General features: G+C 69.7%; 20 protein-coding genes and 1 pseudogene. 12 read left to right on the forward strand and 9 right to left on the reverse strand.

Features of this window, described 5'->3' with window-relative positions:
• The first annotated feature begins 20 nt into the window (after positions 1 to 20).
• The 4 genes from paaE (at position 21) to E6A21_RS00125 (ending at position 5,262) form a co-directional block, all read left to right on the forward strand.
• The gene (paaE, locus tag E6A21_RS00110; protein WP_138442023.1) at positions 21 to 1,217 is read left to right on the forward strand and encodes a 1,2-phenylacetyl-CoA epoxidase subunit PaaE; all 1,197 of its coding nucleotides are present in this window, start codon (positions 21 to 23) and stop codon (positions 1,215 to 1,217) included.
• 47 nt (positions 1,218 to 1,264) lie between these two features.
• Complete coding sequence (locus tag E6A21_RS00115; protein ID WP_138442025.1) at positions 1,265 to 2,047, forward strand: enoyl-CoA hydratase/isomerase family protein; 783 nt, start codon at positions 1,265 to 1,267, stop codon at positions 2,045 to 2,047.
• 25 nt (positions 2,048 to 2,072) lie between these two features.
• Positions 2,073 to 3,491: a glutamate decarboxylase gene (gene gad / locus E6A21_RS00120; RefSeq protein WP_138442027.1), complete on the forward strand. Its 1,419-nt coding sequence runs from the start codon at positions 2,073 to 2,075 to the stop codon at positions 3,489 to 3,491.
• A gap of 619 nt (positions 3,492 to 4,110) precedes the next feature.
• The gene (locus tag E6A21_RS00125; protein ID WP_425471486.1) at positions 4,111 to 5,262 is read left to right on the forward strand and encodes an HNH endonuclease; all 1,152 of its coding nucleotides are present in this window, start codon (positions 4,111 to 4,113) and stop codon (positions 5,260 to 5,262) included.
• Positions 5,263 to 5,304: 42 nt separating this feature from the next.
• Here E6A21_RS00125 and E6A21_RS00130 read toward each other — a convergent pair whose 3' ends face one another.
• Positions 5,305 to 5,757, reverse strand: a complete 453-nt coding sequence (locus E6A21_RS00130) for an Lrp/AsnC family transcriptional regulator (protein ID WP_138442031.1) — start codon at positions 5,755 to 5,757, stop codon at positions 5,305 to 5,307.
• Between the two features lie 140 nt (positions 5,758 to 5,897).
• Here E6A21_RS00130 and pdhA point away from each other — a divergent pair, with 140 nt between their 5' ends.
• The 4 genes from pdhA to E6A21_RS00150 all read left to right on the forward strand — a co-directional run bounded on the left by pdhA (position 5,898) and on the right by E6A21_RS00150 (position 10,623).
• The gene (gene pdhA / locus E6A21_RS00135; RefSeq protein WP_138442033.1) at positions 5,898 to 7,067 is read left to right on the forward strand and encodes a pyruvate dehydrogenase (acetyl-transferring) E1 component subunit alpha; all 1,170 of its coding nucleotides are present in this window, start codon (positions 5,898 to 5,900) and stop codon (positions 7,065 to 7,067) included.
• Positions 7,067 to 8,134 carry an alpha-ketoacid dehydrogenase subunit beta gene (locus E6A21_RS00140; protein ID WP_138442035.1) on the forward strand — a complete coding sequence of 356 codons (1,068 nt, stop codon included), beginning with the start codon at positions 7,067 to 7,069 and terminating at the stop codon, positions 8,132 to 8,134. The genes pdhA and E6A21_RS00140 overlap by 1 nt, the downstream gene beginning before the upstream one ends.
• Positions 8,134 to 9,711 (forward strand): dihydrolipoamide acetyltransferase family protein, encoded by a 1,578-nt coding sequence (locus E6A21_RS00145; protein ID WP_138442037.1) that lies wholly within the window; start codon positions 8,134 to 8,136, stop codon positions 9,709 to 9,711. The genes E6A21_RS00140 and E6A21_RS00145 overlap by 1 nt, the downstream gene beginning before the upstream one ends.
• Positions 9,712 to 9,792: 81 nt before the next feature.
• Entirely contained in the window at positions 9,793 to 10,623 is an 831-nt protein-coding gene (locus E6A21_RS00150; protein ID WP_246036100.1) for an MBL fold metallo-hydrolase, read from the forward strand.
• 49 nt (positions 10,624 to 10,672) lie between these two features.
• Here E6A21_RS00150 and E6A21_RS18370 read toward each other — a convergent pair.
• Positions 10,673 to 11,008 (reverse strand): annotated as a pseudogene (locus E6A21_RS18370) (hypothetical protein); the annotation flags it as partial.
• On the opposite strand from E6A21_RS18370, the gene E6A21_RS18055 reads away from it, so the two are divergent.
• Entirely contained in the window at positions 10,923 to 12,140 is a 1,218-nt protein-coding gene (locus E6A21_RS18055; protein ID WP_425471503.1) for a MinD/ParA family ATP-binding protein, read from the forward strand. The pseudogene E6A21_RS18370 and the gene E6A21_RS18055 overlap by 86 nt on opposite strands.
• 186 nt (positions 12,141 to 12,326) lie before the next feature.
• On the opposite strand, the gene E6A21_RS00165 is transcribed toward E6A21_RS18055, so the two are convergent.
• Entirely contained in the window at positions 12,327 to 13,250 is a 924-nt protein-coding gene (locus E6A21_RS00165; RefSeq protein WP_138442041.1) for a phosphatase PAP2 family protein, read from the reverse strand.
• Between the two features lie 56 nt (positions 13,251 to 13,306).
• Between E6A21_RS00165 and E6A21_RS00170 the strand changes: the two genes are divergently transcribed.
• Together E6A21_RS00170 and E6A21_RS00175 are read left to right on the forward strand one after the other, a co-directional pair.
• On the forward strand, positions 13,307 to 14,023 hold the full coding sequence (locus E6A21_RS00170; RefSeq protein WP_138442043.1) for a M50 family metallopeptidase: 717 nt from the start codon (positions 13,307 to 13,309) through the stop codon (positions 14,021 to 14,023).
• Positions 14,020 to 15,039, forward strand: coding sequence for an o-succinylbenzoate synthase (locus E6A21_RS00175; protein ID WP_246036102.1), 1,020 nt, complete (start codon positions 14,020 to 14,022; stop codon positions 15,037 to 15,039). The genes E6A21_RS00170 and E6A21_RS00175 overlap by 4 nt, the downstream gene beginning before the upstream one ends.
• Here the strand turns inward: E6A21_RS00175 and E6A21_RS00180 are convergent.
• Positions 15,026 to 17,764 (reverse strand): MGH1-like glycoside hydrolase domain-containing protein, encoded by a 2,739-nt coding sequence (locus tag E6A21_RS00180; protein ID WP_138442045.1) that lies wholly within the window; start codon positions 17,762 to 17,764, stop codon positions 15,026 to 15,028. The genes E6A21_RS00175 and E6A21_RS00180 overlap by 14 nt on opposite strands.
• Positions 17,765 to 17,863: 99 nt before the next feature.
• Here E6A21_RS00180 and menD point away from each other — a divergent pair, with 99 nt between their 5' ends.
• Positions 17,864 to 19,567 (forward strand): 2-succinyl-5-enolpyruvyl-6-hydroxy-3-cyclohexene-1-carboxylic-acid synthase, encoded by a 1,704-nt coding sequence (menD, locus tag E6A21_RS00185; RefSeq protein ID WP_138442047.1) that lies wholly within the window; start codon positions 17,864 to 17,866, stop codon positions 19,565 to 19,567.
• 242 nt (positions 19,568 to 19,809) lie between these two features.
• Here the strand turns inward: menD and E6A21_RS00190 are convergent, their stop codons facing one another.
• From E6A21_RS00190 to E6A21_RS00210, 5 genes are all read right to left on the reverse strand, one after another.
• The gene (locus E6A21_RS00190; protein WP_138442048.1) at positions 19,810 to 20,619 is read right to left on the reverse strand and encodes an amino acid ABC transporter ATP-binding protein; all 810 of its coding nucleotides are present in this window, start codon (positions 20,617 to 20,619) and stop codon (positions 19,810 to 19,812) included.
• A complete protein-coding gene (locus E6A21_RS00195; protein WP_138442050.1) occupies positions 20,616 to 21,635 on the reverse strand; it encodes an amino acid ABC transporter permease in 1,020 nt (339 codons plus the stop codon). Before E6A21_RS00195 ends, E6A21_RS00190 begins: the two co-directional genes overlap by 4 nt.
• Before the next feature lie 5 nt (positions 21,636 to 21,640).
• Entirely contained in the window at positions 21,641 to 22,582 is a 942-nt protein-coding gene (locus E6A21_RS00200; RefSeq protein WP_138442052.1) for an ABC transporter substrate-binding protein, read from the reverse strand.
• Between the two features lie 212 nt (positions 22,583 to 22,794).
• On the reverse strand, positions 22,795 to 24,117 hold the full coding sequence (locus E6A21_RS00205) for an isochorismate synthase (RefSeq protein WP_138442053.1): 1,323 nt from the start codon (positions 24,115 to 24,117) through the stop codon (positions 22,795 to 22,797).
• Positions 24,114 to 24,872, reverse strand: a complete 759-nt coding sequence (locus E6A21_RS00210; protein ID WP_138442055.1) for a GntR family transcriptional regulator — start codon at positions 24,870 to 24,872, stop codon at positions 24,114 to 24,116. The genes E6A21_RS00205 and E6A21_RS00210 overlap by 4 nt, the downstream gene beginning before the upstream one ends.
• Positions 24,873 to 24,969 lie beyond the last annotated feature (97 nt).

Below are 24,969 nucleotides of genomic sequence, written 5' to 3' on the forward strand. Positions count from 1 at the left end.
ATGACTTCGAGGTGCTCCCTATGACCGACCAGCTGACCGAGGACGCAGAGGCGACCGGCCGCCGTCGGGCGTCCTTCCACCCGCTCGTGGTGACCCAGGTCCGCCGTCTGACGAACGACGCGATCGAGGTGACGTTCGCCGTCCCGGCTGAACTCGCCGATGAGTACGACTACATTCCGGGGCAGTACGTCGCGCTCCGAGCCCACGTTCCCGGCGGGGGTGTCGACGGCGAGGCCAGGGAAGTCCGCCGCAGCTACTCCATCTGTGCCCCGCCGCAGCGCTTCGCCGACGGCGGCAGCGAGATCCGGGTTGCGATCAAGAAGGACCTCGGCGGCCTCTTCTCGACGTGGGCCAACGAGCACCTCGCCCCCGGCGACACGCTCGACGTCATGAGCCCGGCCGGTGCTTTCATCTCGAAGCACAGGATGACGGGCCTCAACGACCCGACGAGCATCGACACGGACCGCGAGCACACCTTCGTCGCCGTTGCGGCAGGCTCGGGCATCACCCCCGTCATCGCGATCGCGAAGACCGTCCTCGCCGCGGACGAGAACGTCCGCTTCGACCTCATCTACGCCAACAAGGCTGCAATGGACGTCATGTTCGTCGAGGAGCTCGCCGACCTCAAGGACAAGTACCCGTCCCGCTTCGCGCTCCACCACGTGCTCTCGAGGGAGCAGCGCATCTCGCCGCTGCTCTCCGGCCGGGTCGACGCCGAGAAGCTCACGACGCTGCTCAACACCGTGATCCACGCCGACGACGTCGACGAGTGGTTCCTGTGCGGGCCCTTCGAGCTCGTCCAGCTCGTACGGGACACGCTCTCGGAGCGCGGGGTCGAGCCGGAGAAGGTCCGCTTCGAGCTCTTCACGACGGGCACGCCGTCCAATCTCGAGGGGAACATAGGGCGCCCCGTCGTCGAGGACGACTCGGGGAAGAACTTCGACATCGAGTTCCGCCTCGACGGGCTGCAGGGAGTGGTCAAGAGCCCGGCAGCCGCGAACGAGACGATCCTCAACGCGGCGCTTCGCGTGCGCGCGGATGTCCCCTTCGCGTGCGCCGGCGGCGTATGCGGCACGTGCCGCGCGAAGCTCGTGGAGGGCACGGTCGACATGGCGGAGAACTACGCACTCGAGCCGGACGAGCTCGAACGCGGGTACGTCCTGACGTGCCAGTCCCGCCCGACGTCGGACGCCGTGTCCGTCGACTTCGATGCCTGACCCAGCAGCCTGACCCAGCAGCCCAACGCAGCAGCCCAGGAGGCCCCGTGATTTCACTCGCCATAGCGGACGGCGTCGCCGAGGTGGCTCTCGACGCGCCCGCGAAGCTCAACGCCGTCGACCCCGCTGCCCTCGCCGAGCTCTCAGAGGCGTACGACGACGCCGCTGCCGCCGTCTCGAGCGGCGCCGTCCGCGCACTGCTCCTCCGTGGGGAGGGGCGCGCGTTCTGCGCGGGTCGGGACATCTCCGGCGTCGACCCCGCGGACGACGACGTGCTCGGGTACCTCGGGGGGCTGGTGACGCCGCTCATGCAGAAGATGGCAGCATTCCCTGCCCCGACCTTCGCGGCCGCCCAAGGGGCCACGCTCGGGGTCGGGCTGGGGCTCCTGCTTGCGACCGACGTCGTCTACGTCGCCGAGAACGCGAAGATCGGCTCGCCCTTCGCGAACCTCGGCGCGACCCTGGACTCGGGCGGCCACTGGTACTTCACCGAGCGGCTGGGCATGCACCGGACCCTCGACCTCATCTACACGGGCGACCTCATGAGCGGTGAGGAGGCGGTGCGCTCGGGGCTCTTCAGCCGCGCGCTCCCCGCTGACGAACTGCTCGACAAGGCCCGCGAGACCGTGCATCGAGTCGCGCAGGGCGCCACCGGCGCGTTCGTCGCCTCGAAGGAGCTCGTGGCCCAGGTCCGCGACCGTCGCCTCGGCCTGTGGGAGTCCATGGACGCCGAGAACAAGGCGCAGGCTGCGTTGTGCGATACGGCGGACTACCGCGAGGGCTTCAAGGCGTTCCAGGAGAAGCGGAAGCCGGAATTCTCAGGGCGGTGACTGGGGCGGCGGGTAGGGTGGCCCCGTGAACGCCTCTCGCAGTTCCTCCCACCATGCCCGCGACTCCCACCATCAGACTTCGGTCAACGTGGAGCTGAACCCGCTGTTCAGCAGGCCCGGGGAGGCTTCGGTCTTCCCACGCTTCACCATTCCGGAGGGCGAATCGCTGCCCTCGACCGCCTATCAGATCGTCCACGACGACGCGATGCTCGACGGCAACGCTCGCCTCAACCTCGCGACCTTCGTGGGGACCTGGATGGAGCCCGAGGCCGGCAAGCTCTACGCCGAGACCGTCGACAAGAACATGATCGACCGGGACGAGTACCCCAAGACGGCGGAGATCGAGCACCGCTGCTGGCGGATGCTCGCCGACCTGTGGAACGCGCCCGATCCCGCTGACTCGATCGGCACCTCGACCGTCGGGTCCTCGGAGGCGTGCATGCTCGCAGGCCTCGCGCTCAAGCGCCGCTGGCAGCACGCACGGCGCGAGGCGGGGAAGACCACTGACCGCCCGAACCTCGTCATGAGCTCCGCCGTGCAGGTGTGCTGGGAGAAGTTCTGCAACTACTTCGAAGTCGAGGCGCGCTACGTGCCGATTTCGGAGGAGCACCGGGTGCTGGACGGCCACGGGCTCGAGGACTATGTCGACGAGAACACGATCGGCGTCGTCGCGATCCTGGGCGTGACCTACACCGGAATGTACGAGCCCGTGCAGCAGATCTCCGAGGCCCTCGACGCCATCCAGGCTTCGACCGGGCTCGACGTTCCGATCCATGTCGACGGGGCCTCGGGCGCCATGATCGCGCCGTTCCTGCAGCCGGAGCTCGTCTGGGACTTCCGCCTGCCTCGTGTCGTCTCGATCAACACGTCGGGCCACAAGTACGGCCTCGTGTACCCGGGGCTCGGCTGGGTCGTGTGGCGGGAGGCGAAGGCCCTCCCCGAGGACCTCGTGTTCCACGTGAGCTACCTCGGCGGCGACATGCCCACGTTCGCCCTCAACTTCTCCCGGCCGGGCGCACAGGTCCTCCTGCAGTATTACCTGTTCCTGCGCCTCGGTATCGAGGGGTACCGCGCCGTCCACGCCGCATGCCGGGACGTCGCCGAGTACCTTGCGCGCGAGATCGGGGCGATGGAGCCGTTCGAGCTGTGGAACGACGGTTCCGACATCCCGGTCTTCGCCTGGAAGCTACGGGAGGGCCACACGGACAAGTGGAATCTGCACCACCTCTCTGACCGCCTCCGGATGGAGGGGTGGCTCGTCCCGGCCTATCCGATGCCCGCAGGGCTCGACGGCCTGACGGTGCAGCGGATCGTGGTGCGCAATGGCTTCACAAGGGACCTCGCAGCGAGCTTCCTCGAGGACTTGCGCAACGCCGTCCAGTTCCTCGACTCGGCCGACGCCCCGTTCCCTGATCCGGGTCACGCACCGGCGTTCCACCACTAGGCTGCGCCCAGGAGCTCACGGACTCGAACACTTCTTTGATCATACGTTTGTGTTTAGAACTCATGTTCGATAGGCTTCTTCCATGCCTTTGGTGGGGGATGCGTTTGGTGGGGGTCGACGCGACGGGTTCGGCCCGCTTGATGCTGCTGGCTGCTCTGACGGGGACGGCCGGCTTGATGCTGCCGACCGGCCTGATTCAGTCGGCCGCACCGGCGTTGCCGACTGGCCGAGTCCGCCTGCGTCAGAGCAGCCTTCGTCTGTCGAAGATTGGCGCGGCGCGCTGAACGGGCTGTTCAGCCGTGCGGAGGGGCCCTCGACGAGAGAGATTGCCTCGTTTCTCTCACGGCTCGCGCTCTGCGGCGGGCTAACCGATCTCACCGGGCCTGAGCTGATCGATCGACTTGATGCGCTTGAGCGATTGAAGGCGGCGGCCGCAGGGGAGCAGGCGCGAGTCCAAGTCGTGTTCGCCGAGTTGTGCGAGGCCGGGATGGACGCTCGTGCCGCCGCGCTGGAATCCACGACCGGTCGGACTCTGGCAAGGACTCGAGAACGTTCTGCTTCGGCCCAGATCGCGCTCGCACGGAAGGTGTCACCAGCCCGCGGGGCTCGGCTTCTGGCGATGTCGAAGCGGCTCGTTCGCGAGATGCCCCACACGTTCCGTGCCTTGGCAGCTGGTCAGCTCAACGAGGAGCGGGCGATCTTCGTGGCCGAGGGCGTCGAGGTGCTCTCGCCGCCTGCCCGCTCCGCCGTCGACGAGGACCTCGCGGGCCTTCCGCAGCGCCTCGAGGGTCTAGGGGATCGCGGGGTCCAGAATGCGGTCCGGGCTGCGGTGGACGCGATTGACGACGGCTCAGCCGTCGCCCGGGTGCGCAAGGCAGAGGAGGGCCGTAGGGTCACCGTTCGACGGCTTCCTGACTCGATGGCGCAACTCACCGCGGTCCTCCCGGTCGCACAGGCTGCAGCGGTCTCGGGGGCGCTTCGAGCGGCAGGTGCGGCCGCGAGGGCTGCGGGCGATACGCGGACTGCGGGGCAGGTTGCAGCCGACACCCTCGTGGAGCGGGTGACAGGTCAGGCCCGCGCGGACGCCGTGCCCCTTCGGGTCGGCCTCGTGATGACGAGTTCGTCTTTGTTCGAACGTGGCCGTGAGCCAGCGGTGCTCCAGGGATACGGGACTATCGCTGCCGCGCAGGCTCGTGCCATGGTCGCGGCGTCGTCGGCCGGGAGCGTCTCCCCGCCGGCCGACGGTTCTCGCGCCGCCGCTGCGGGCGCTTGGGCGTCTGCTGCCGACCCCGACCCCGGGATGCCCAGGGCCCCCTCGATGCCCGACCCCGGCGCCGCATCACTCGCAGGGGTCTGGCTCCGTCGTCTTTACCTTGATCCGGCAACCGGCGAACTCGCCGCCATGGACTCCAGGCTGCGGCGCTTCCCTCGCGCGCTGGCCCGGTACATCGAGATCCGCGATCAGGTCTGCCGCACCCCTTACTGCGAGGCGCCGATCCGGCACATCGACCACGTGGTTCCCGTCGCGCTGGGCGGGGAAACCAGCGTCGAGAACGGCCAAGGACTCTGCGAGGCGTGCAATCACGCAAAGGAGTCGGCTGGGTGGGGGCGGAACGTGGTCGGAAACGAAGCGCCCGACGGAACCCGCGGGGACATCGTGACGGTCACGCCCACCGGTCACGAATACTTCTCGCCACCCCCGACCTTGCCGGGGTCGGCGCAACGGACGGTACCCCGAGAAAGAGGACCCGAGAAGCGGCGGGCCGGCTGAACCGAAGCGCCGCCCGGCCTGCGGGGTCGCCTGGCTTGCGGGTCATCTCGTGTCGAGGTCCTCGAACACGAGGAAGGTCTGCGTGTCGAGGACACCCGGCATGTTCTGGAGCTGGTCGAAGACGACGCGGCGGAGGTCCGTGTTGTCGACGGCGCGCACGAGCAGGATGACGTCGAAGTCGCCGCCGACGAGGGCGATATGGTGCACTTCGGGGATCCCCTTGAGCTGCTCACGGAGCTCGCGCCAGGAGTGCTGGCGGACCTTGAGCGTCACGTAGGCGCTCGAGCGGAGGCCCGCCTTGAGCGGGTCCACGAGCGCCGTGTACTTCATGATGATCCCCTGCTCTTGGAGCTTGGCGATCCGGTTGTAGGCGTGGGCGCGGGAGACATGGACGTTCTCTGCGATCGTGGTGACCGAACGTCGAGCGTCCTCGGTGAGCTGGGCGAGGATGGCCCGATCCACATCGTCCACGTGGCCTCCTGTGATCTGGATCATTTTGAGGTTTCGTCTACAGATTAGGGCATTTCGCTTCCAGCTTTCCAAGATTCCCTCGACTTGTGGATACGAATCAGCGTCCGAGTCGATACTTGTGGCAACACGCCTGGTCAGAACAGGACATGCTGCGAGGAGGCATCATGACGATTCCCGCCGAGGCCCAGGAGGCCATCAGCCGCTTCGGGATCAGCATCGAGGACTACATGCTCCCGGTGCACGGTCAGATCCAGATCCTCTCCGAGGACGGGACTATGCGGCCTGAGGATCAGCGCGGATCGAGCCCTGGTCACCAGTATCCCGTCCCGAGCGATGACGAGCTGCTGGAGGCGTATCGCAGGCTCGTCGTCGGCCGAAGGGTGAACGATCAGAACTCTGCGCTCGTCCGGCAGGGGCGGCTCGCCGTCTATCCCTCGAGCCACGGTCAGGAAGCCTGCCAGGTCGCCGCGGCCCTGTGCCTCCGCGAGGGCGATTGGATGTTCCCGACCTATCGCGACGCGGTTGCTGTCATGACTCGGGGCGTCGACCCCGTCGAAGCCATGACCCTCTTCCGAGGCGACTGGCACGGCGGCTACGACCCCCACGAACGCAAGGTGGGCATCCAGAGCACCCCCCTCACGACCCAGCTCCTCCACGCAGTCGGGGTCGCACATGCGGCAAAACTGCGCGGGGAGGACACCGTGGTCCTCGCCATGTGCGGCGATGGCGCGACGAGCGAGGGGGACTTCCACGAGGCCCTCAACTTCGCAGCTGTGTTCCATCTCCCGGTCGTCTTCTTCGTCCAGAACAACCAATACGCGATCTCTGTGCCGCTCGCCCACCAGACCGTGGCGCCGTCGCTGGCCCACAAGGCCGTCGGCTACGGCATGGCCGGGGAGAGGGTCGACGGAAACGACATCGTCGCTCTCCTCGCGGTCCTTGGCCGGGCCGTGACCCTAGCCCGTGCAGGTTCCGGTCCTCTCCTCGTCGAGGCCAACACGTACCGGATGCAGGCCCACACCAACGCCGACGACGCGACCCGCTACCGCAACGAGGCTGAGGTCAAGGCGTGGGCCGCGAAGGACCCGCTCAACCGGATGCGGAGCTACCTGCGTTCGACCGGAGCGCTGACCGACGACGTCGAGTCGGCCTTCGCGGGCGACGCTGAGGACGTCGCCCAGCGGCTCCGCGACGGACTCAGCGCCGAGCCTAACCTAGACCCGCAGGAGCTGTTCCTCCACGTCTTCGCGGAACCCACACCCCAACTGCGCGAGCAGGCCGCCTTCTTGGCCGACGAGCTCGCACGCGACGAGCAGCCAGGAAAGGAACTCTGATGAGCACGGTCGCCGAAGCCGCCGCCGCGCGCGCCGCCGCGGATGCCGAAAAGAATGACAGCCTGCAGCCGGTGACGTTCGCAAAGGCGCTCACGACCGCGATGGCAGACGCCATGCGCGAGGACGACACGGTCGTCGTCTTCGGCGAGGACGTCGCAAAGCTGGGCGGCGTCTTCCGGATCACCGACGGGCTGATGGCCGAGTTCGGGGAGAAGCGCTGCTTCGACACCCCGCTGGCTGAGTCGGGAATCGTCGGCATGGCGCTGGGCATGGCCATGAACGGGCTGCGGCCCATCGTCGAGATGCAGTTCGATGCCTTCGCGTACCCGGCCTTCGAGCAGATCGCGAGCCACGTTGCGAAGATGCACAACCGGACGCGTGGCCGTGTGCGCCTGCCCATGGTCATCCGTGTGCCCTACGCGGGCGGCATCGGCGGCGTCGAGCACCATTGCGACTCCTCCGAGGCCTATTACGCCCACACGCCAGGCCTCAAGGTCTTCACGCCCGCGACCGTCTCCGACGCATACCGGCTCCTCCGGGAGGCCATCGCCAGCGACGACCCGGTCGTCTTCATGGAGCCGAAGAAGCTCTACTGGTCGAAGGACGCGGTCGACCTCGCGGCCCTGCGGGCAGGATTCCAGGGCGGAGCCCTCGACCGCGCCGAAGGGAAGGCCGTCGTCGCCCGCCCCGGCACGGACGCGACCCTCATCGCCTACGGTCCCGCGGTTCCGCCTGCGCTCGCCGCCGCCGAGGCCGCTGCCGAGGAGGGCCGCTCGGTAGAGGTCATCGATCTGCGCACCATCGTCCCGTTCGACGACGAGACCGTCGCGGCCTCCGTCCGCAAGACGGGGCGCGCGGTCGTCGTTGCAGAGGCGCAGAGCTTCGCTTCTGTGGCATCCGAGATCGTTGCGCGCGTCCAGGAACGCTGCTTCCACTCGCTCGCCGCGCCCGTCCGACGGGTGGCGGGCTTCGACATCCCGTTCCCGCCCCCCAAGCTCGAGCACTGGTACCTGCCGAGCGTCGACCGCATTCTCGACGCCCTCGACACGCTCCAGTGGGAGGACTGATGACCGTGACCCGTGAATTTCTGCTTCCCGATCTGGGCGAGGGCCTGACGGAGGCCGAGCTCGTGCGCTGGCTCGTTTCTGTAGGTGACCTCGTTGCCGTCGACCAGCCCGTGGTGGAGGTCGAGACCGCGAAGGCCGTAGTCGAGGTGCCGTCGCCCTACGCCGGCGTCGTCTCCGTGCTCCATGGCGAGCCGGGAGAGACGGTCGACGTCGGCCGACCGCTCATCAGCATCGACGAGGGGAGCTCGAAGGCCGACGGCGCCGGAGCGGGCGGTGCGAAGTCGGCCGGCGATGGGGCTGCTGAGCAATACCGGACCGAGGAACGGGCGGGCTCCAAGATCCCGGCGGCGGTGGCGACAACTGGTGCGGCGGCGACGGGTGCGTCGGCGACGACAACTGGTGCGGCGGCGGCGACGGCCGGTGCTGCGGGTTCGTCCGCGTCGTCGACGGCTGGTTCAGGGTCAGGGAACGTCCTGATCGGGTACGGAACGTCCGAGTCGACAGGGTCCGGCAGGAAGCGGCGTCGCAAGGGGCTCCCTTCTGGAGGCCAGCAGAATGCCCCGGCCGCGCCGAAGGAAGCGCTCCGGGTCGTGTCGCCGCTCGTGCGGCGGCTGGCACGCGAGCTCGGCGTCGACCTCCACTCGATCAAGGGCTCGGGGCCGGACGGGCTGATTCTGCGTCGTGACGTGGACGAGGCCGCGCAGGTGCTGAAGGTGCCTCGGGAAGTGAGCGTTGCGCCTGGGCAGTCTGGGCAGCCTGGGCAGTTGGGGCAGTCTGGGCAGTTGGGGCAGTCTGGGCAGTTGGGGCAGTTGGGGCAGTCGGTGCCGGCGCAGTCGGCGCAGTCGGCTGCCTCCGATTCCGCCACGGGCCTCGGGGTCTCGTCCCGCACCCCTATCCGGGGCGTCCGCAAGACGGTTGCGCAGGCGATGTCCCGCAGCCGCTCGGAGATTCCCGAGGCGACCGTGTGGGTCGACGTCGACGCGACCGAGCTCGTGGCCCTCCGCGAGGACCTCAAGCGTCGCGAGCCCGAGCGCGCGCCGAGCCTGCTCGCGTTCATCGCCCGCTTCACCCTCGCCGGCCTTGAGAAGTACCCGGCGCTCAACAGCCGGATCGAGACGGCAGAGGACGGCGGCAAGGAGATCGTCGAGTTCGACGGCGTGAACCTCGGCTTCGCGGCCCAGACCGAGCGCGGACTCGTGGTCCCGAATATCCGCGGGGCCCACCGCATGAGCGCCCGATCCCTCGACGGCGAGCTCCGCCGGCTCACGGCCCTTGCACGCGACGGGAAGGCCGCGCCGAAGGACCTCACCGGAAGCACCTTCACCCTCAACAACTACGGCGTCTTCGGAGTCGATGGGAGTGCCGCCATCATCAACTACCCGGAGGCGGCGATCCTCGGAGTGGGCCGCATTCTCGACCGGCCCTGGGCAGTGGAAGGGCAGCTTGCGGTGCGGAAGATCGTCCAGCTCACCCTCGTCTTCGACCACCGCGTATGCGATGGCGGAACGGCCGGAGGCTTCCTGCGGTTCGTGGCCGACGCCGTCGAACACCCGGGCAGCATCCTCGCCGACCTCTGACGGCCATGGCAGAATCGGACGCACGACCTGACAGACCAGCGTACAAGTAAGGACGTGCGACGTATGGATGAAAGGCGTCAGATGCCTTCCTGGCGCGACCTCGGCGGCGGGACCTACTCGCTCAGCCTCGAGCCGCTCCGACTCAACATCGGCCTCGTTGTGGGCGCCGAACGTGCCCTCGTGGTGGACACGGGGGAGGGGCCGCGGCAGGCGCGGCTCATCCTCGAGGCCGTGCGCGAGAAGACCGAGCTGCCGCTCGTCGTCGTCAACACGCACGCCCACTACGACCACTACTTCGGCAACGCACTGTTCGCCGCCGCGGGGGTCACGGAGTTCTGGGCCCACGAGAACGCCGCTGTCGCGATGGCGGCTCACGGGGAGGAAGCGCGGGCCGAGGTCGCGAGAACCGAAGCGGGCCAGCGCGAGCCTGAGATGGCGGAAGGGCACGGCGATCACACGGAAATCGTGGTGCCCCAGGCCATCGTGCGCGACCAGCCCGTGCTGGTGGACCTCGGCGGACAGTCGGTCACGCTGTTCTACCTCGGCCGCGGCCATACGGACGGCGACCTGCTCGTGGGGACCTCCACCACGCTCTTCACGGGCGACCTCGTCGAAGAGGGTTCCTACCCGGAGTTCGAGGACGCGTATCCGGAGGAGTGGGCTGACTCGCTGCGGCACATCTCCGCCCTCCGTCACCGCTACGAGCACCTCGTGCCCGGCCACGGCGGGCTCTCCACTGACGTCGCCGTGCGCACGATGGCCGAGACGATGGCAACGGCCGTCCGCTCCGCACGTCAGGCGACGAGAGAGACGCCCCACGACGCGACGAAGGCCATCCCGATCCTCCCGTACGGCCCCGAGCAGTCAAGGCTGTTCATCAGCCGCCTCAAGGCGGCAAGCAGCCTGCACTAGAGTTGCTGCGGGGCAGGTACGAAAGGGGCGGGATGGTCGACGACGGTACTCAGCAGCGCACGGACGACGGCGGTGCTCCCGCTGCAGCCCCCGAGCCCGTTCCCTTGTCGCGGCGGGAGCTCCGCCGCCTGCGCGAGGCGGAGGAGGCTGAGCGGGCCGAGCGCGTCCGCGAGGCGGAGCCCGAACCCGTGCTCGCCCGGACCGGGGCGCCGCTGGCGGAACCGGTGTTGGCCGAGCCTGCGCTGCCGGAACCGGTGCAGCCGGAACGGGTGCTGGCGGAACCTGCGCTGCCGGAACCGGTGTTGGCCGAACCTGCCCTGACGGAACCTGCGCGGCCTGAACCGGTGCAGCCGGAGCCGGTGTTGGCCGAGCCTGCGCTGCCGGAACCGGTGTTGCCGGAACCGGTGCTGGCCGAACCTGCCCTGACGGAACCGGTGTTGCCGGAACCGCCGCTGGCCGAGCCTGCCCCTGCGGAGCCGCCCCTGGCCGAGCCTGCCCCTGCGGAGCCGGTGCTGCCGGAGCCGGGGTCCCTGCGGGCGCGTGAGCCGCTCGCGCCCAGACCGTCTCCCCTCCCGCGGCGTCTATCGTCGCCTCAGTCCGAGCAGCCGGCCGGCTTCATCAAGCCCTCGCAGGCTGCGCCCCCACGCGGCGGCCTGCGCGGGTGGCTGTACCGGCTCACGGCCGGCACGCTCAATCTCGGCCCCTCGCCCGCGGAACGCGAGGAGGCGGAGCTCAACCGGCGCATCCGCCGTCGCCTCGAAGGCAGCCGCAACACGGCGCTCCTCTCGATGAAGGGCGGCGTCGGCAAGACCTCGACGACCGTGGGCGTCGGCCTCACGTTGGCGAGCATCCGCTCGGGCAGCGTGTGCGCGATCGACGCGAACCCCGACGCCGGCGACCTCATCGAGCGGGCGCTCGGCGAGGGCGCCTACGAGTCGGAGCGTCAGCTCACGATCACGAAGCTCCTCCGCGAGCTCGGGGACAACGATTCCCGTGTCGCGCTCGACGCCTACCTGCACGAAGTCCGGAGCCTGCGCCTCCTGGCCGGTGAACAGGACCCGGACCTCTCCGACTCCCTCCGTGCCGAGGACTACGAGCGTGTCTACTCCCTCGTCTCGCGGCATTACCAGGTGACACTCACCGACTGCGGCACGGGCGTGAGCCGGCCGGCCATGCGAGGGATCCTCGAACACGCGGACAACATCGTCGTCGCGGCGGGCTTCGCGGTGAGCGGGGCGAAGAGGGCCAGGGACACGCTGCTCTGGCTCTCCGCACATGGCTTCGAGCGCCTCGCGAAGGAGGCGATCGTCGTCGTGACCGACAAGGACGACGTCTCGGCCCGCGTCGACAAGGGCGCCATCGAATCCGCGCTCGCCGGGATGTGCGGCATGCTGATCAGCGTCCCCCACGACAAGGCCGTGGCCGACGGCGACCTCGTCTCCCTCGAGGCGGTCCATCCGGAGACCCGCCGAGCGTACAGGGAGATCGCCGCGGCAATCGTCGACGGCTACCGGTGAGGGTGAATCCCCGAGGCGGTTTCCAGGAGGGGGAGCTGCACGGCTGCCCCCAATAGCAGCCGTGTCGCTCTTGGCAAGACCCCCATCAGTCCCTCTGGCCCAGCAGATTCATCTGCCGGAGGGTTTATCCAATGACTGGACATGTGAAGGCTAGCGTTCCGCCCGCCCAAGGCGCAACGCGGGTTCTCAGGGGTGCGGCTGGTTCCGCCGCACCGCGACCGCGAACAGCCAGGTCGCGGCGATTCCCAGCAGATAGCCGCTGATCACGATGAGTGAGAGTCCCGTCCAGAAGTAGTGCGTCGTGCTGACGACGCCGGAGCCGGGGGCGATGCTGACAAGCATGACGACGGCGACCGCTGTCGCGCCGAGGCCCACGAGCAGTGGAAGGGTGAGCCACACCCGCGAGGATGCCCAGGTGCTGCCGAAGCCGTCCCAAGTGTTCCACCGTGCCCCGGTGCGGAGCACGAGCCACCCGGTCGGGGCCATGCACGCGCCGACGACGAGGAACGCGGCGACGACGTCCGCCGGCCTGTGCCACTGGTTGACGAGGGTCGCCGCACCCGCCGCAACCGCGAACGTCGTGCCCGCGAACGCGACGAAGGGGCGCCTCGCGGGCGAGCACACGAGGAAGACGGCGGCAGCGGCGGAGGCCGCCGCCGTCGTATGCCCGGACGGAAGCGAATTCTCCATGATCGTCTGGATGCCCCGGAAGGGCCGCGTGAAGACGTAGGCCTTGAGCACCTGGGTCAGGATGTTCGCGGCTCCGGCGCCCGCCAACGTGATGAGCGCCGCCTGCCATCGTCGTCTCACGATCGCCGCATAGAGGAGGCCGCCGAGCCCGATGACGACGGCAATCGTCGGCAGCGCGTCGAGGAACCCGAGGGCTGCCTTGGTTGCCTTGCCGTAGACCGCGACGGCTTCGTCGAGCGCCGACTCGTCGATGTACTGGCCGGTCGTAGTGCGGACGAAGAACCAGTAGGTTCCCCCGACGCCGATCGCCGAGGCCAGGGCGGCCACGAGGAAGAGCCCCGGTCCGGCCACGGCCTCGCCGAACGGAGCCGCATGCCGTGCGGAAGCGGGCGTGCCGTAGTTCTCGCGGGTGGAAACCATGGGACCTAGGGTCGCACACGCTGCTGAGCACGCGCTGATGCCGATAGGGTCGAGAGGTGGTTCAGGAATGGTGGACGGACTTCATCAACGGCTTCACACGCACCGGCCCGATCACGGTGCCCGGCTACGAGCTCGTCTGGCTGCTCGTCGGGGCAGCCGCGCTGTGCGTCGTGCCCGTGCTCTGGCGGCTCTTCGGTCGCTTCGTCACGATCGTGCATGAGCTCGGCCACGCCTTCGCCGGACTCGCGACCGGCATGCGCGTCACGGGAATCACACTTCGCATGGACCAAGGCGGGACGACCCTCGGGATGGGCCGGGGCCGGGCGGTGTGGTTCGGCTTCTGGGGCTACCCCGCGCCAGCGGTGGTCGGGGCGGCGCTGGTGTGGGCGTCGTCCCAGGGCTGGGGCAGAGCGGCACTTTCGGCCGCCGTCGTCCTGCTCGTGCTGACGTTCCTCTTCATCCGCAACGTCCAGGGCGTGTTCATCCTGCTCGGCGCCATCATCGTCGTCGGGGCCATCGTGGTGGCGGTCCCCCCGGATTTCCAGGGCCAGCTCACACTCGGTGCCGGTGTTGCGCTCGTGCTTGGCGCGGCGCGCGACTGGTGGAACCTCGTCTCCGTCCACACGAGCCGTCGCCGGGAGCTGGCCAGCTCGGATGCGTTCATCCTCTCTCGGAAGACCGGCGTCCCCGCCGCCCTATGGCTCTTCGCGTTCGCCGTCGTCATCTCCCTGAGCGGCGCCGCGGCGTGGCTTGTGCTAAGGGTGGCAGCATGATGGACACTCCGTCTCCGCTTCCCGCGCTCGCCGAGCTCGAGGCGACGGCCGCCGTCGTCCGCCTTCCGCTGACCGTCAGATTCCGGGGGGTCCTCGAGCGCGAGGCCCTCCTGCTCCGAGGCCCCGCCGGCTGGGGCGAGTTCGCCCCGTTCCTCGAATACGACGACGTCGAATCGTCCCGTTGGCTCGCATCCGCCATAGAGGCCGCCTGGGAGGGCTTCCCGGAGCCCGTGCGCGACACCGTGCCTGTGAACGCGACGGTGCCCGCCGTCGCGGCGGGCCGCGTCCCCGAGATCCTCGCCAAGTACGGCGCGGTTCCCGCAGTGAAGGTCAAGGTCGCCGAGCGAGGGCAGTCGCTCGAAGACGACGTCGCGCGCGTGGCCGCCGTCCGAGACGCCCTCCCAGGCGCCGCCGTTCGGGTTGACGCGAACGCCGGCTGGAGCGTCGACGAGGCCGTCGAGGCACTCACGGCGCTCGCGCCCTTCGGGCTCGAATACGCCGAGCAGCCCGCCGAAGGGATCGAGGGCCTCGCGGCCGTCCGGGCGCGCCTCGCCGCATCCGGCCTCCAGCTCCCGATCGCCGCCGACGAAAGCGTCCGCAAGGCAGAGGACCCGCTCCGCGTCGCCCGCGCCGGCGCCGCGGACCTCATCATCGTGAAGGCCGCACCGCTCGGCGGAGTGCGCCGCGCGCTCGAGATCGTCCGCGAGGCGGGACTGCCCGCCGTCGTGAGTTCGGCCCTCGACACGTCCGTGGGACTCGCTGCGGGCGTCGCGCTCGCCGCCGCGCTCCCGGAACTCCCGCACGCGTGCGGCCTCGGCACCGGCGCGCTGTTCGCGCACGACGTCGCGCGCTCGCCCTTGGTGCCCCGCGGCGGCGTCCTGACCGTCGGGGCGGCGCTCAGTGTTGCAGCGGCGCCCGACCCGCAACTGCTGGCGCAGCACGCCGCCCCCGCTGACCGGCGCACGTGGTGGATCGAACGCCTGCGCCGGTGCTACGGGGTGCTCACGGGGAGCTGACGGGGGCTAGCTGGCGCTGGTCGGATCCCTGCTGGCGCTGGCAGATGAGGTGTGCCACGAGGGCCGTCCAGCCCGTCTGATGCGAGGCGCCGATCCCGGCACCCGTGTCTCCGTGGAAGTACTCGCTGAACGTGGGGTGAGCGTCCCACAGCGGCCCGGACGGATGGTGCCTCGGTGTGCTCGGCCGGCGGCCGCTCTGATCCGGCCGGAAGAGCCGCACGAGCCGCTCCTCGAGTTCCCGCGCGACGTCGCCGAGCGGCAGCTTCACGCCGGACCCGGTCGGGAACTCGACCTTGAGCTCGGCCCCCGAACCCTCGGCATAGTCCGCGAGGGCGTCGACGACGAGGACGTTGACCGGGAACCACACGGGACCCCGCCAGTTGGAGTTGCCGCCGAAGAGCCCGGAGTCGGATTCTCCCGGCAGATACGTGATGCTCATCGGCTGCCCCGCGACGTCGACCGTGAACGGCTCCCGATAGGCGGCGGACAGCGAGCGGATGCCATACGGCGAGAGGAACTCGCCCTCGTCGAGGAGCCGGGCGAGCACGCGTTCGAGCCGGGCGTCATGCAGGACGGCGAGCGTGAAACGCGTGGGGTCCGCGCCTTCGGCTGTGCCGCCGTCGCCCGCCTTCAGAAGGGCACCCGTCTCGTCAGGACGGTGGCGCTGGAGCCAGTGCAGGTTCTGGGCGAAGTCCGGCAGCCGCTTGACCGCCCAGTCGGGCGTCACCGCGACCGCGAGGAGCGGAAGGAGGCCGACCATGCTGCGGATCGGGAGCCGTTCCTGGCGGCCGTCCTCGCCCAGCAGCACGTCGTAGAAGAAGCCGTCCTGTTCATCCCAGAGGGAGACCCCGCCGCTCCCGAAGGTGTCCATCGCCTGGGCGATGGTGAGGAAGTGCTCGAGGAACTTCGTCGCGAGGTCGTCCCAGACGCGGTCGTCCCGGGCGAGTTCCAGTGCGATGCGCATCATGGAGAGGCAGTAGAAGCCCATCCAGCTGGTCGCGTCCGACTGCTCCAGCCGGTGACCGGGCGGGAGTCCCTTCGAGCGGTCGAACGCCCCGATGTTGTCCATGCCGAGGAAGCCGCCCTCGAAGAGGTTGGAGCCGTCCGCGTCCTTCCGGTTCACCCACCACGAGAAGTTCAGGAGCAGCTTCGCGAACACCCTCGTCAGGAAGTGCTTGTCCCGCGAGCCGTCGATGCAGAAGACCTGCCAGGCCGCCCAAGCATGGACGGGAGGGTTCACGTCTCCGAAGGCCCACTCGTACGCGGGGAGCTGCCCATCCGGGTGCATGGCCCATTCGCGGCACAGCAGCACGAGCTGGTTCTTCGCGAAGTCCGGGTCGACGTGGGCGAGTGCGACGCAGTGGAACGCGAGGTCCCACGACGCGAACCAGGGGTACTCCCACTCGTCAGGCATTGAGATGACATCCGCGAGGGCCAGATGGCGCCAACCGGTGTTGCGGCCCCACACCGACTCCCGGTCGGCTGGGGGAGCGGGGAACGCGGGGTCGCCCTCAAGCCACTCCCGCACGGAGTAGCGGTAGTGCTGTTTGCCCCACAGGAGCCCGGCGAAGGCACGCCTGGCCACGAGCGCGTCCTCGGACGCCGAGGGGCCGCGATCACCGGGGACGATGGCGGCATAGAACTCGTCAGCCTCGCGCTCGCGATCCTCGAGGACGTCGTCGAACCCGACGCCGAACGGTTCGAGGGGGAGGGCCTCGCCCGTGAGGCGCAGCCGCACTGCCACGCTTGCCCCCGGGGCGACCGCGGGGAAGTGCCAGCGGATCGCCGCCTTCGTGCCTTCCTCGGCGGGGTTGAGCAGGGAGCGGTCGCCCCGGACGATCGCGGCGTCGATCGCGTTCTTCGGGTGCGGTGAACGGTTCGACGGCGCCCCGAAGAGTTCGACGTCGTTGCTCTCGTTGTCGCAGAACAGCAGCTCGGGTGTGGGGGCGTCGGGCGCAGCGGCGGCAGCCTCGGCGGCGAGCACGTACCTTCCGAGGAACCCGTGCATCGCCTCGACCGCGACGACGCCCCCGGGGAGGAGCTCGGGCGCACGGAGTCGGCGGATCTGGGGCCGGCGGTCGTCGCGCCCCCACGCCCACGTGTTCCGGAACCACAGCTGGGCGACCAGGTCGAGGGGCGCGGGATCTGGACCGTGGTTGGTGGCCGTGATGGTGATGCAGATGTCGTCCGGCGAGGCCTTCGCGTGGACCGTCTCGACGTCGAAGAAGCGGTCCTCCGCCAGGACGCCCGTGTCGGCGAGCTCGTATTCCGGCTCACTCCGGGAGCGCGAGCCGTTGACGCTCACGAGCTCCTCGTAGGGGTACGCGGCCTGCGGGTAGCGGTACAGGGTCTTGGCCCACGAATGGGTCGGCGTCGCGTCGAGGTGCCACCAGTGCTCCTTGACGTCCTCGCCGTGATTGCCCTGGCCGTTCGTGAGCCCGAAGTAGCGCTCCTTCAGACGGTCGTCCCTGCCGTTCCACAGCGCCACTCCCAGATTGAGGAAGCCGAAACGGTCGCATAGCCCGGCGATGCCGTCCTCGCCCCACCGGTACGCGCGGCGGTGGGCGTGGTCGAACGGGAAGAAGTCCCAGGCGTCCCCGTCGGCCGAGTAGTCCTCGCGGACAGTGCCCCATTGGCGACCGGCGAGGTAGGGGCCCCACATGCGCCAGGGATCGGAATCCTCGGGCGACTCGGAAAGGCGGCGCTCTTCGGCGGTGACCGGCATGCGGCCAGTCTGCCATGCACCCCCGCGCGGGTCCCGCTGCGCCGACCAGCCACTTCGCCGAGGCGCCACCCCGCAGCACCGCGAGCCTACGATGGACATGTGACTTCTCTCGGCTCCCTCGACGCCGCCCGCGAAACGGTCTCCGGACTCCTCGCCGGCGGCGTCCGTCGTGTCGTGGTCTGCCCCGGATCCCGCAGCGCGCCGCTCGCGTACGCCCTCGCCGAGGCGGAGGGCCGAGGACTGCTCGAGCTCGTCGTCCGCGTCGACGAGCGCGTGGGAGGCTTCACGGCGCTCGGTGCTGCGCTCTCCTCGGGGCGGCCCACGGCCGTCGTCACGACGAGCGGGACTGCCGTGGGGAACCTGCTCCCGGCCGTGATGGAGGCGAACCACGCGGAGGTCCCGCTCGTCGTCCTCTCGGCCGACCGTCCCGCCGAACTGCACGGCACGGGGGCGAACCAGACCACCGAACAGCTCGACCTCTTCGGCGAGCACGTGCGCTTCGCGACGTCCGTCGCGGCAGGGGAGCCGCCGTCGTCGGCCGTCCGGACCGCGCTGAGCGCTGCGTCTGGGCTCCTGCCGGGGGTCCCCTCGGGACCCGTCCAGATCAACGTGTGCTTCCGGGAGCCTCTTGTCCCACCGGGGGAGTGGGAGCCGGCGACGGCGGGCTGGCAGCAGCCGCCGACCGAGGGCTTCGCATACCGGCGGCCAGCGGTCGCGGCCCTCGGCGGTCTGCCGCCGCGCCGGACCGTCGTCCTCGCGGGGCACGGGGCGGGTCCGCTCGCCGAGGCGTTCGCGGCCGCGCACGGCCTCCCGCTGCTCGCCGAGCCGTCGTCGAACGCGCGCTTCGGCTCGCACGCCGTCGGGCCGTACCGGGTGCTGCTCGATGGGCACCCGGGGGACGGGATCGAGCGTGTCGTGCTGTTCGGGCGGCCCACCCTGAGCCGCCCCGTGACCGCGCTCCTCGCCCGCGAGGGGGTTGAGACCGCGCTGTACCACCCCCGGCCTGCCGCGTGGTTCGAGGAAGGACGCCGGCGCGAGAAGCTCGTCGAGGACCTCGAAGAGCTCTCCGCCTTCGCAGGCCGCGGCGCTGAGGGCTGGCTCGACACGTGGCTTCTGGCTGGCGCGAGTGCCCAGGAGGCTGTCGACCGGCTCCTCGCGAGCTCCCCGCTCTCGGGGCCAAAGCTCGCGCAGCTCGTGTGGCAGCAGGCCCACGGCCAGCTCATGCTCGGCTCCTCGAACGGGATCCGCGACGTCGACCTCGCGGCGCCGCCGTCCGCCGAACCCGGCGCTCGGGTCTTCGCCAACCGCGGCCTCTCGGGCATCGATGGAACCGTCTCGAGTGCGACGGGCCTCTGGCTCGGCAACCGCGTCGAGACCACGCTGTTCCTCGGCGACCTCACGCTGCTCCACGACGTCGGCGGCCTCCTGCTCGGCGTCGGCGAGGCCGAGCCTTCCCTCCGGATCGTGGTCCTCAATGACGGGGGCGGCGCGATCTTCGGGCTCCTCGAGCACGGGCGTGTGGGCGGCGACGAAGCGCGGCCCGGCGCCGGGGCCGCCGTCGAACGGCTCTTCGGCACCCCGCACAAGGCCGACCTCAGGGCGCTCGCCGCCGCGTATGGAATCCGGCACACCACGGTGCGGACGACGGCGGAGGCCGCCTCCGCGCTCGCCGCACCGGGGACCGGGGGCCGCGAGATCATCGAGGCGCGCGTCGACCGCTCGGGGCTCCGGGGCCTGCACGAACGGCTGCGAGCGGCAGTAGCGGAGTCGGTCTCCCCCCAGCACCGCTACGGGTACAGATAATCGCCCCCTGGAGCGTTTCGGGTACGGCTAACGCGCCCCCTGGAGCGTTTCGGGTACGGCTACGCGCGCCTTGGAGTGTTTCGGGTACGGCTACGCGCGCCTTGGAGTGTTTCGGGTACAGATCGTTTCGGCTACAGATGACGGGCAGCCGAACCGCTCAAGCCAAAGGCCGCGGCTCCGTGAGAACGAGAACACTCGTTTCCACGGCGCCGCGGCCTTTACGTGCCGCTTTCGCCTGCCGGTCAGAGGACCTTGCTGAGGAAGCTCCTGGTGCGTTCCTGCTGGGGGTTGGCGATGACGTCGCGGGGGTTGCCCGATTCGACGACGACGCCGCCGTCCATGAAGGTCAGGGTGTCGCCGACCTCGCGGGCGAAGCCGATCTCGTGGGTGACGACGACCATGGTCATGCCGGACTTCGCGAGGTCCTTCATGACGTTCAGGACGTCGCCGACGAGTTCGGGGTCCAGGGCCGAGGTGGGCTCGTCGAAGAGCATGAGCTCGGGGTCCATGGCGAGTGCGCGGGCGATCGCGACGCGCTGCTGCTGTCCGCCGGAGAGCTGGGCCGGGTAGTGCTTGGCCCGGTCGGAGAGGCCGACGCGGTCGAGGAGCTCGAGGGCGCGCTTCCTGGCCGCGGCCTTGTCCTGGCCCTTGACCTGGACGGGGGCCTCCATGACGTTCTCGAGGGCGGTCTTGTGGCCGAAGAGGTTGAAGCGCTGGAAGACCATGCCGATGTTGCGGCGCTGGGCGGCGATCTCCTTGAGGTGCAGCTCGTGGAGCTTGCCGGCCTTCTCGCGGTAGCCGATGAGCTCGTCCTTGACCCAGATGCGCCCGGCGCTGATCGTCTCGAGGTGGTTGACGCAGCGCAGAAGGGTGGACTTGCCGGACCCGGAGGGGCCGATCAGGACCGAGACTTCGCCCTGCTTGACGGTCATGTCGATTCCGCGGAGCACGTGGTGCTCGCCGAAGTACTTGTGCACTCCCTCGATCCGGACCAGGTCTGTGGCCGTCGGGGATGGGGCGGCGTGCCCTGCGTTGGTGGCGGGGGCGCTCATCGTCCGCTCTCCTCGATCGTGGGGCCGGCGGCGGTGGGGCCGCCGGGGATGGCGGTGCCGTTGCCGGTGTCGGACCCTGCGGGGGTTCCCGCGCCGGCTGCCTTGGCGGCGGCCGGGTTCACGGCAGCGGCGGCGACGAGGTTGTCCACGCCCCGTCCGTAGTACTTCTCGATGTAGTGCTGGCCGACCATGAGGATGCTCGTGACCAGCAGGTACCAGGCGGCCGCGACGATCAGCAGCGGGATGGGCTGGTAGGTGCGGTTGGCCAGAGCGTTCGTGACGAACGTCAGGTCGAGGGTGAACGGGACGGCCAGGACGAGCGAGGTCGTCTTGAGCATGCCGATGGTCTCGTTCCCGGTCGGGGGCACGATGACGCGCATGGCTTGGGGGAGCACGATGCGCCACATGATCTTGGTCCCGCGCATGCCGAGGGCTTCGGCGGCCTCGACCTGGCCCTTGTCCACGGACTTCAGGCCGGCGCGGAAGATCTCGGCCAGGTACGCGGACTCGTTCAGGCCCAGGCCGAGGATGGCGGGGATGAAGCCCTTGGAGGGGTCGCTGAGGATGTAGGTCGCCAGCTGGGGGCCGAACGGGATGCCCAGGGAGATGCTCGGGTAGAGCACGGTGACCAGGCCCCAGAAGATCAGCTGGGTGTAGACCGGGGTGCCGCGGAAGAACCAGACCCAGAACCAGGAGGACCAGCGCAGGATCGGGTTGTCCGACTGGCGCATGAACGCGAGGATGATCGCGAGGATGATCGCCAGGAGCATCGACAGGACCGTCAGCAGGAGCGTCCAGCCCACGCCGCGGACCACGTTGACGTCCATGATGTACGCGGCGACGGTGCCCCATGCGAAGCGCGGGTTGGTCGCGAGGCTCTGGATGGCCAGTGCCGCGAGCACGAGGATGATGGCGGCCGCGACCCACCGGCCCGGGTGGCGCACCGGAACTGCCTTGATCAGTTCCGGCGCGCCGCCCTTCGTGGCTTCGGTGGTCTCCGCCTGAGGTGCAGTCATGACAGTCACGAGGAGACGGACGGGTTGACCTCGGACTTGGTGACGGCGCCGTCGGCGTTGTTCCAGGTGTCGAGGATCTTCTTGTAGGTGCCGTCGGAGATGAGCTTGGTCATGACCTTCTGGACGAGATCGGCCATTGCCGTGTCGCTCTTCGCGACTGCGATGCCCTCAGGTGCCATTTCGGTCGTGTCGCCGATCTTCTGCAGGGCGCCGTTGGTCTGCTGGATCGCGTAGCTGGTGACAGGCGAATCCGCGGACATGGCGTCGAGAGCACCGTTGACGAGGCGCGTGTTGAGGTCCGTCTGAGCCGCGAGGGTGACGATGTTGACCGCGCTCTTGCCCGACGAGGTGCACTTGTCGCTGAGGGCCTTGACCTCGTCAGCCTCGGTGGTGCCCGTCTGGACGCCGATGGTCTTCCCGCACACGTCGCTCACGGAGAAGTTCTTCGGGTTGCCCTTCTGGACTGCCCAAGCGACGCCGGCGTTGAAGTAGCTCACGAAGTTGACCGCCTGGAGGCGTTCCTTGGTGATCGTGAAGGAGCTGATGCCGAGGTCGTACTTCGGGCCGAGCGCGGGCAGGATGCCGGTGAAGTCGGCCGTCTGGACGTCGACCTTGAGGCCGAGCGTCGCCCCGATTGCCTTGGCGAAGTCGACGTCGTAGCCCATGGGCGTGTGGTTGTCCGAGCCGCCGAGGAACTCCGCAGGCGCGTAGGTCGTGTCGGAGCCGACGACGAGCGTGCCCTTGGACTTGATCGCGGCGGGCACCTGCGATGCCAGCGAGTCGTCCTTCTGCACCGTGCTGGGATCGAAGCTGGCGGCCGCAGAACCCGAGCTGCTGGGCTGGGCGCCGCCGCCCGTCTCGGACGCATTGGTGCAAGCGGTCAGTGCGAGTGCGCTGGCTGCAAGGACCACGGCGCCCTTGGCGGCGAGCTTCGTGGAGAAAGTCATAGGTCGTCCCTTACTTGGAGGTACTGGCAATCAGGTGCTAGAGCGACATCTATCCTACCGGCTCCCGAGAGCGGTGAGATGTTCGTCACATGCAACTTTCGTTTCCCAATTGGACAACGAATCGCGCTCTCGCGCAAGCCCGTCGGGAGGCGAAGGTTCTGGAACCCCGGACGTGGCTGTCTGCGATGTCAGACTCTTTTGCCGCAGCGGCCTCAGCGCTCGACGCCGAGGGCCTCCAGCATCGGGCGGAACTTGGCCCACGTCTCGGCGAGCTCCGCCTCCGGCTGCGACCCCTCGACGATGCCGCAGCCCGCGTAGAGGCGCGCCGCCGTCGTGCCCTCGAGGACGCCTCCGCGCAGCGCGATGCCGAATTCGCCGTTGCCCGCGCCGTCGAGCCACCCCACCGGCCCCGCATAGGGTCCCCGATCGAGCTCCTCGAGTTCGAGGATGAGGTCGGCCGCAACCTTGGTCGGCGTCCCGCAGACCGCGGCGGTCGGGTGCAGGGCGTTCACGAGCGCGAGCGGCGTCGGGACGTGCCCCTCGATCTCGGCGAGCTCGGCCTTGACGTCCGAGGCCAGGTGGAACACGTTGGGCAGCTCGAGGATGAACGGCTCGTCGTGGGCGTTGAGCGCCTCCGAGAACGGTTCGAGGGCGGTCGTGAGCGACTCGATGGCGATCTGGTGCTCGTGGCGCTGCTTGGGCGAGCCCGCGAGGACCCGCTCCGCGTAGCCCGGGCCCGCGCCGTCGGCGTCCCGGCGGTCGAGCGTTCCCGCGAGCACGCGCGCCTGCGCCGTGCGGCCCTCGACTTGGATCAGCATCTCGGGAGTCGCCCCGACAAGCCCGTCGACCCCGTAGACCCAGCAGTCTCGGTAGGCCGACGCGAGCCGCCGCAGGACCCGTTCGCGACGGATCCCGGCGTCGTCCTCCACGACCACGTCCCGGGCGAGCACGAGCTTTTCGAGCTCCCCAGCGCGGATGTGCCGTACCCCGGACGCGACCGCGCTCATCCAGCGCTGCTCGCCGAGCCTCCCGGGCCGCACCCGGAGGTGCGCTCCGTTCGACGCCGCGGGCGCGGCCGCCGTGATCCAGCGTTCGACGCCGGCCCGCAGCTCCCGCTCGGACGGGCGCCGTCCGTCTGCGGTGAGCTGGGTGGCCCACGCGCGGCCCTCCCGGATTCCGACGACGATCTCAGGCACGACGAGCCGGGATTCGTACTCGGACGTCCTCGAGAAGGCGAACGAGCCGAAGGCGAGCGGGCCCGTGCCGGGGTGCTGGAGCGCGTCCTCGACCTCGGCCTCGAGGGTCTGCTGCTTCCACCACGCTTCGGCTTCGATGAAGCGGTCCGGGCCGGTCGTGGTGAAGCGCATGGCTTCGCCGAACCCGAGATGGCCCTCTCCGCGTCGTACCCAGCACAGGACCTCAGGCCGGTTGACCGCGCTCGCGAGGTCGTCGAGGGGGAAGCTGCCGCGTGCGTCGACAGCACACGGGTCTACAGCGCCCAGATCGACGGTGAGGGCGCGCAAAGGGGAGCTCATGATGGGTCAAGAGTACGCGCTGGCCTCCGGGCGGGCCGCGCCGGGCGCCGCTCGGGCCCCGCGGCGGGCCGGAAGAGCTCGGGCCGTGCCGCCTGGATGCGCTCGAGGTCCTCGAGGACGAAGCGAAGGTGGGCGCGGAGCTCGTCCCGTGCTGCCTCGAGGCGGCCCTCCGCGACGGACTCGACCACGCGACGGTGGTCGGCGACGTACTCGGCGATGGGCCGGTAGCCGCTGAGGCCGAGGTAGCGCGCACGGTCGAGGTGGCCCTTCGCGCTCTGCACGGCCGTCCACGCGGTCTCGTGGCCGGCGATGGCGAGGAGTGCCCGGTGGAACTTCTCGTCGAGCGGGTAGAAGTCCTCCCTGTCCGTGCACTCCTCCTGGGCCGCGAGGATCTCCTCGACTGCGGCGCCCTGTTCCGCCGTCCAGTTCTCGACGCACGCCTCGAGCGAGGCGACCTCGATCGCCTCCCGGACGAACTGTGCCTGCCGGACCATGTCGGGGTCGATGAACGAGACGTAGCTCCCGCGCTGGGGGCGGATGTCGACGAGTCCAGCCTGGGCGAGCAGGAGGAGCGCCTCGCGCACGGGGGTGCGGCTGAGGTCGAGCCGGAGGGCGAGGTCGTTCTCGCTGAGCAGGGCGCCGGGGGCTTCGTCGCCCCGCACGATGAGCTCGCGGATGTGCTCGTACGCGAGGTCGCGGTTCGACGGCGGTCGGGCGGCCGACGGCGGCGGCGTGCCCGGGAGGGACGGGACCATGCGTCCAACCTTAGGCGGGCCGCACGTGCGGGGGCAGGAATCGACAGCACTGGTATGGCAGTGCTTGAATAGGGGGAGCCGTGAACCCCTCAGGAGG

Source organism: Sinomonas susongensis, from assembly GCF_005877005.1.
GTDB lineage: Bacteria > Actinomycetota > Actinomycetes > Actinomycetales > Micrococcaceae > Sinomonas > Sinomonas susongensis.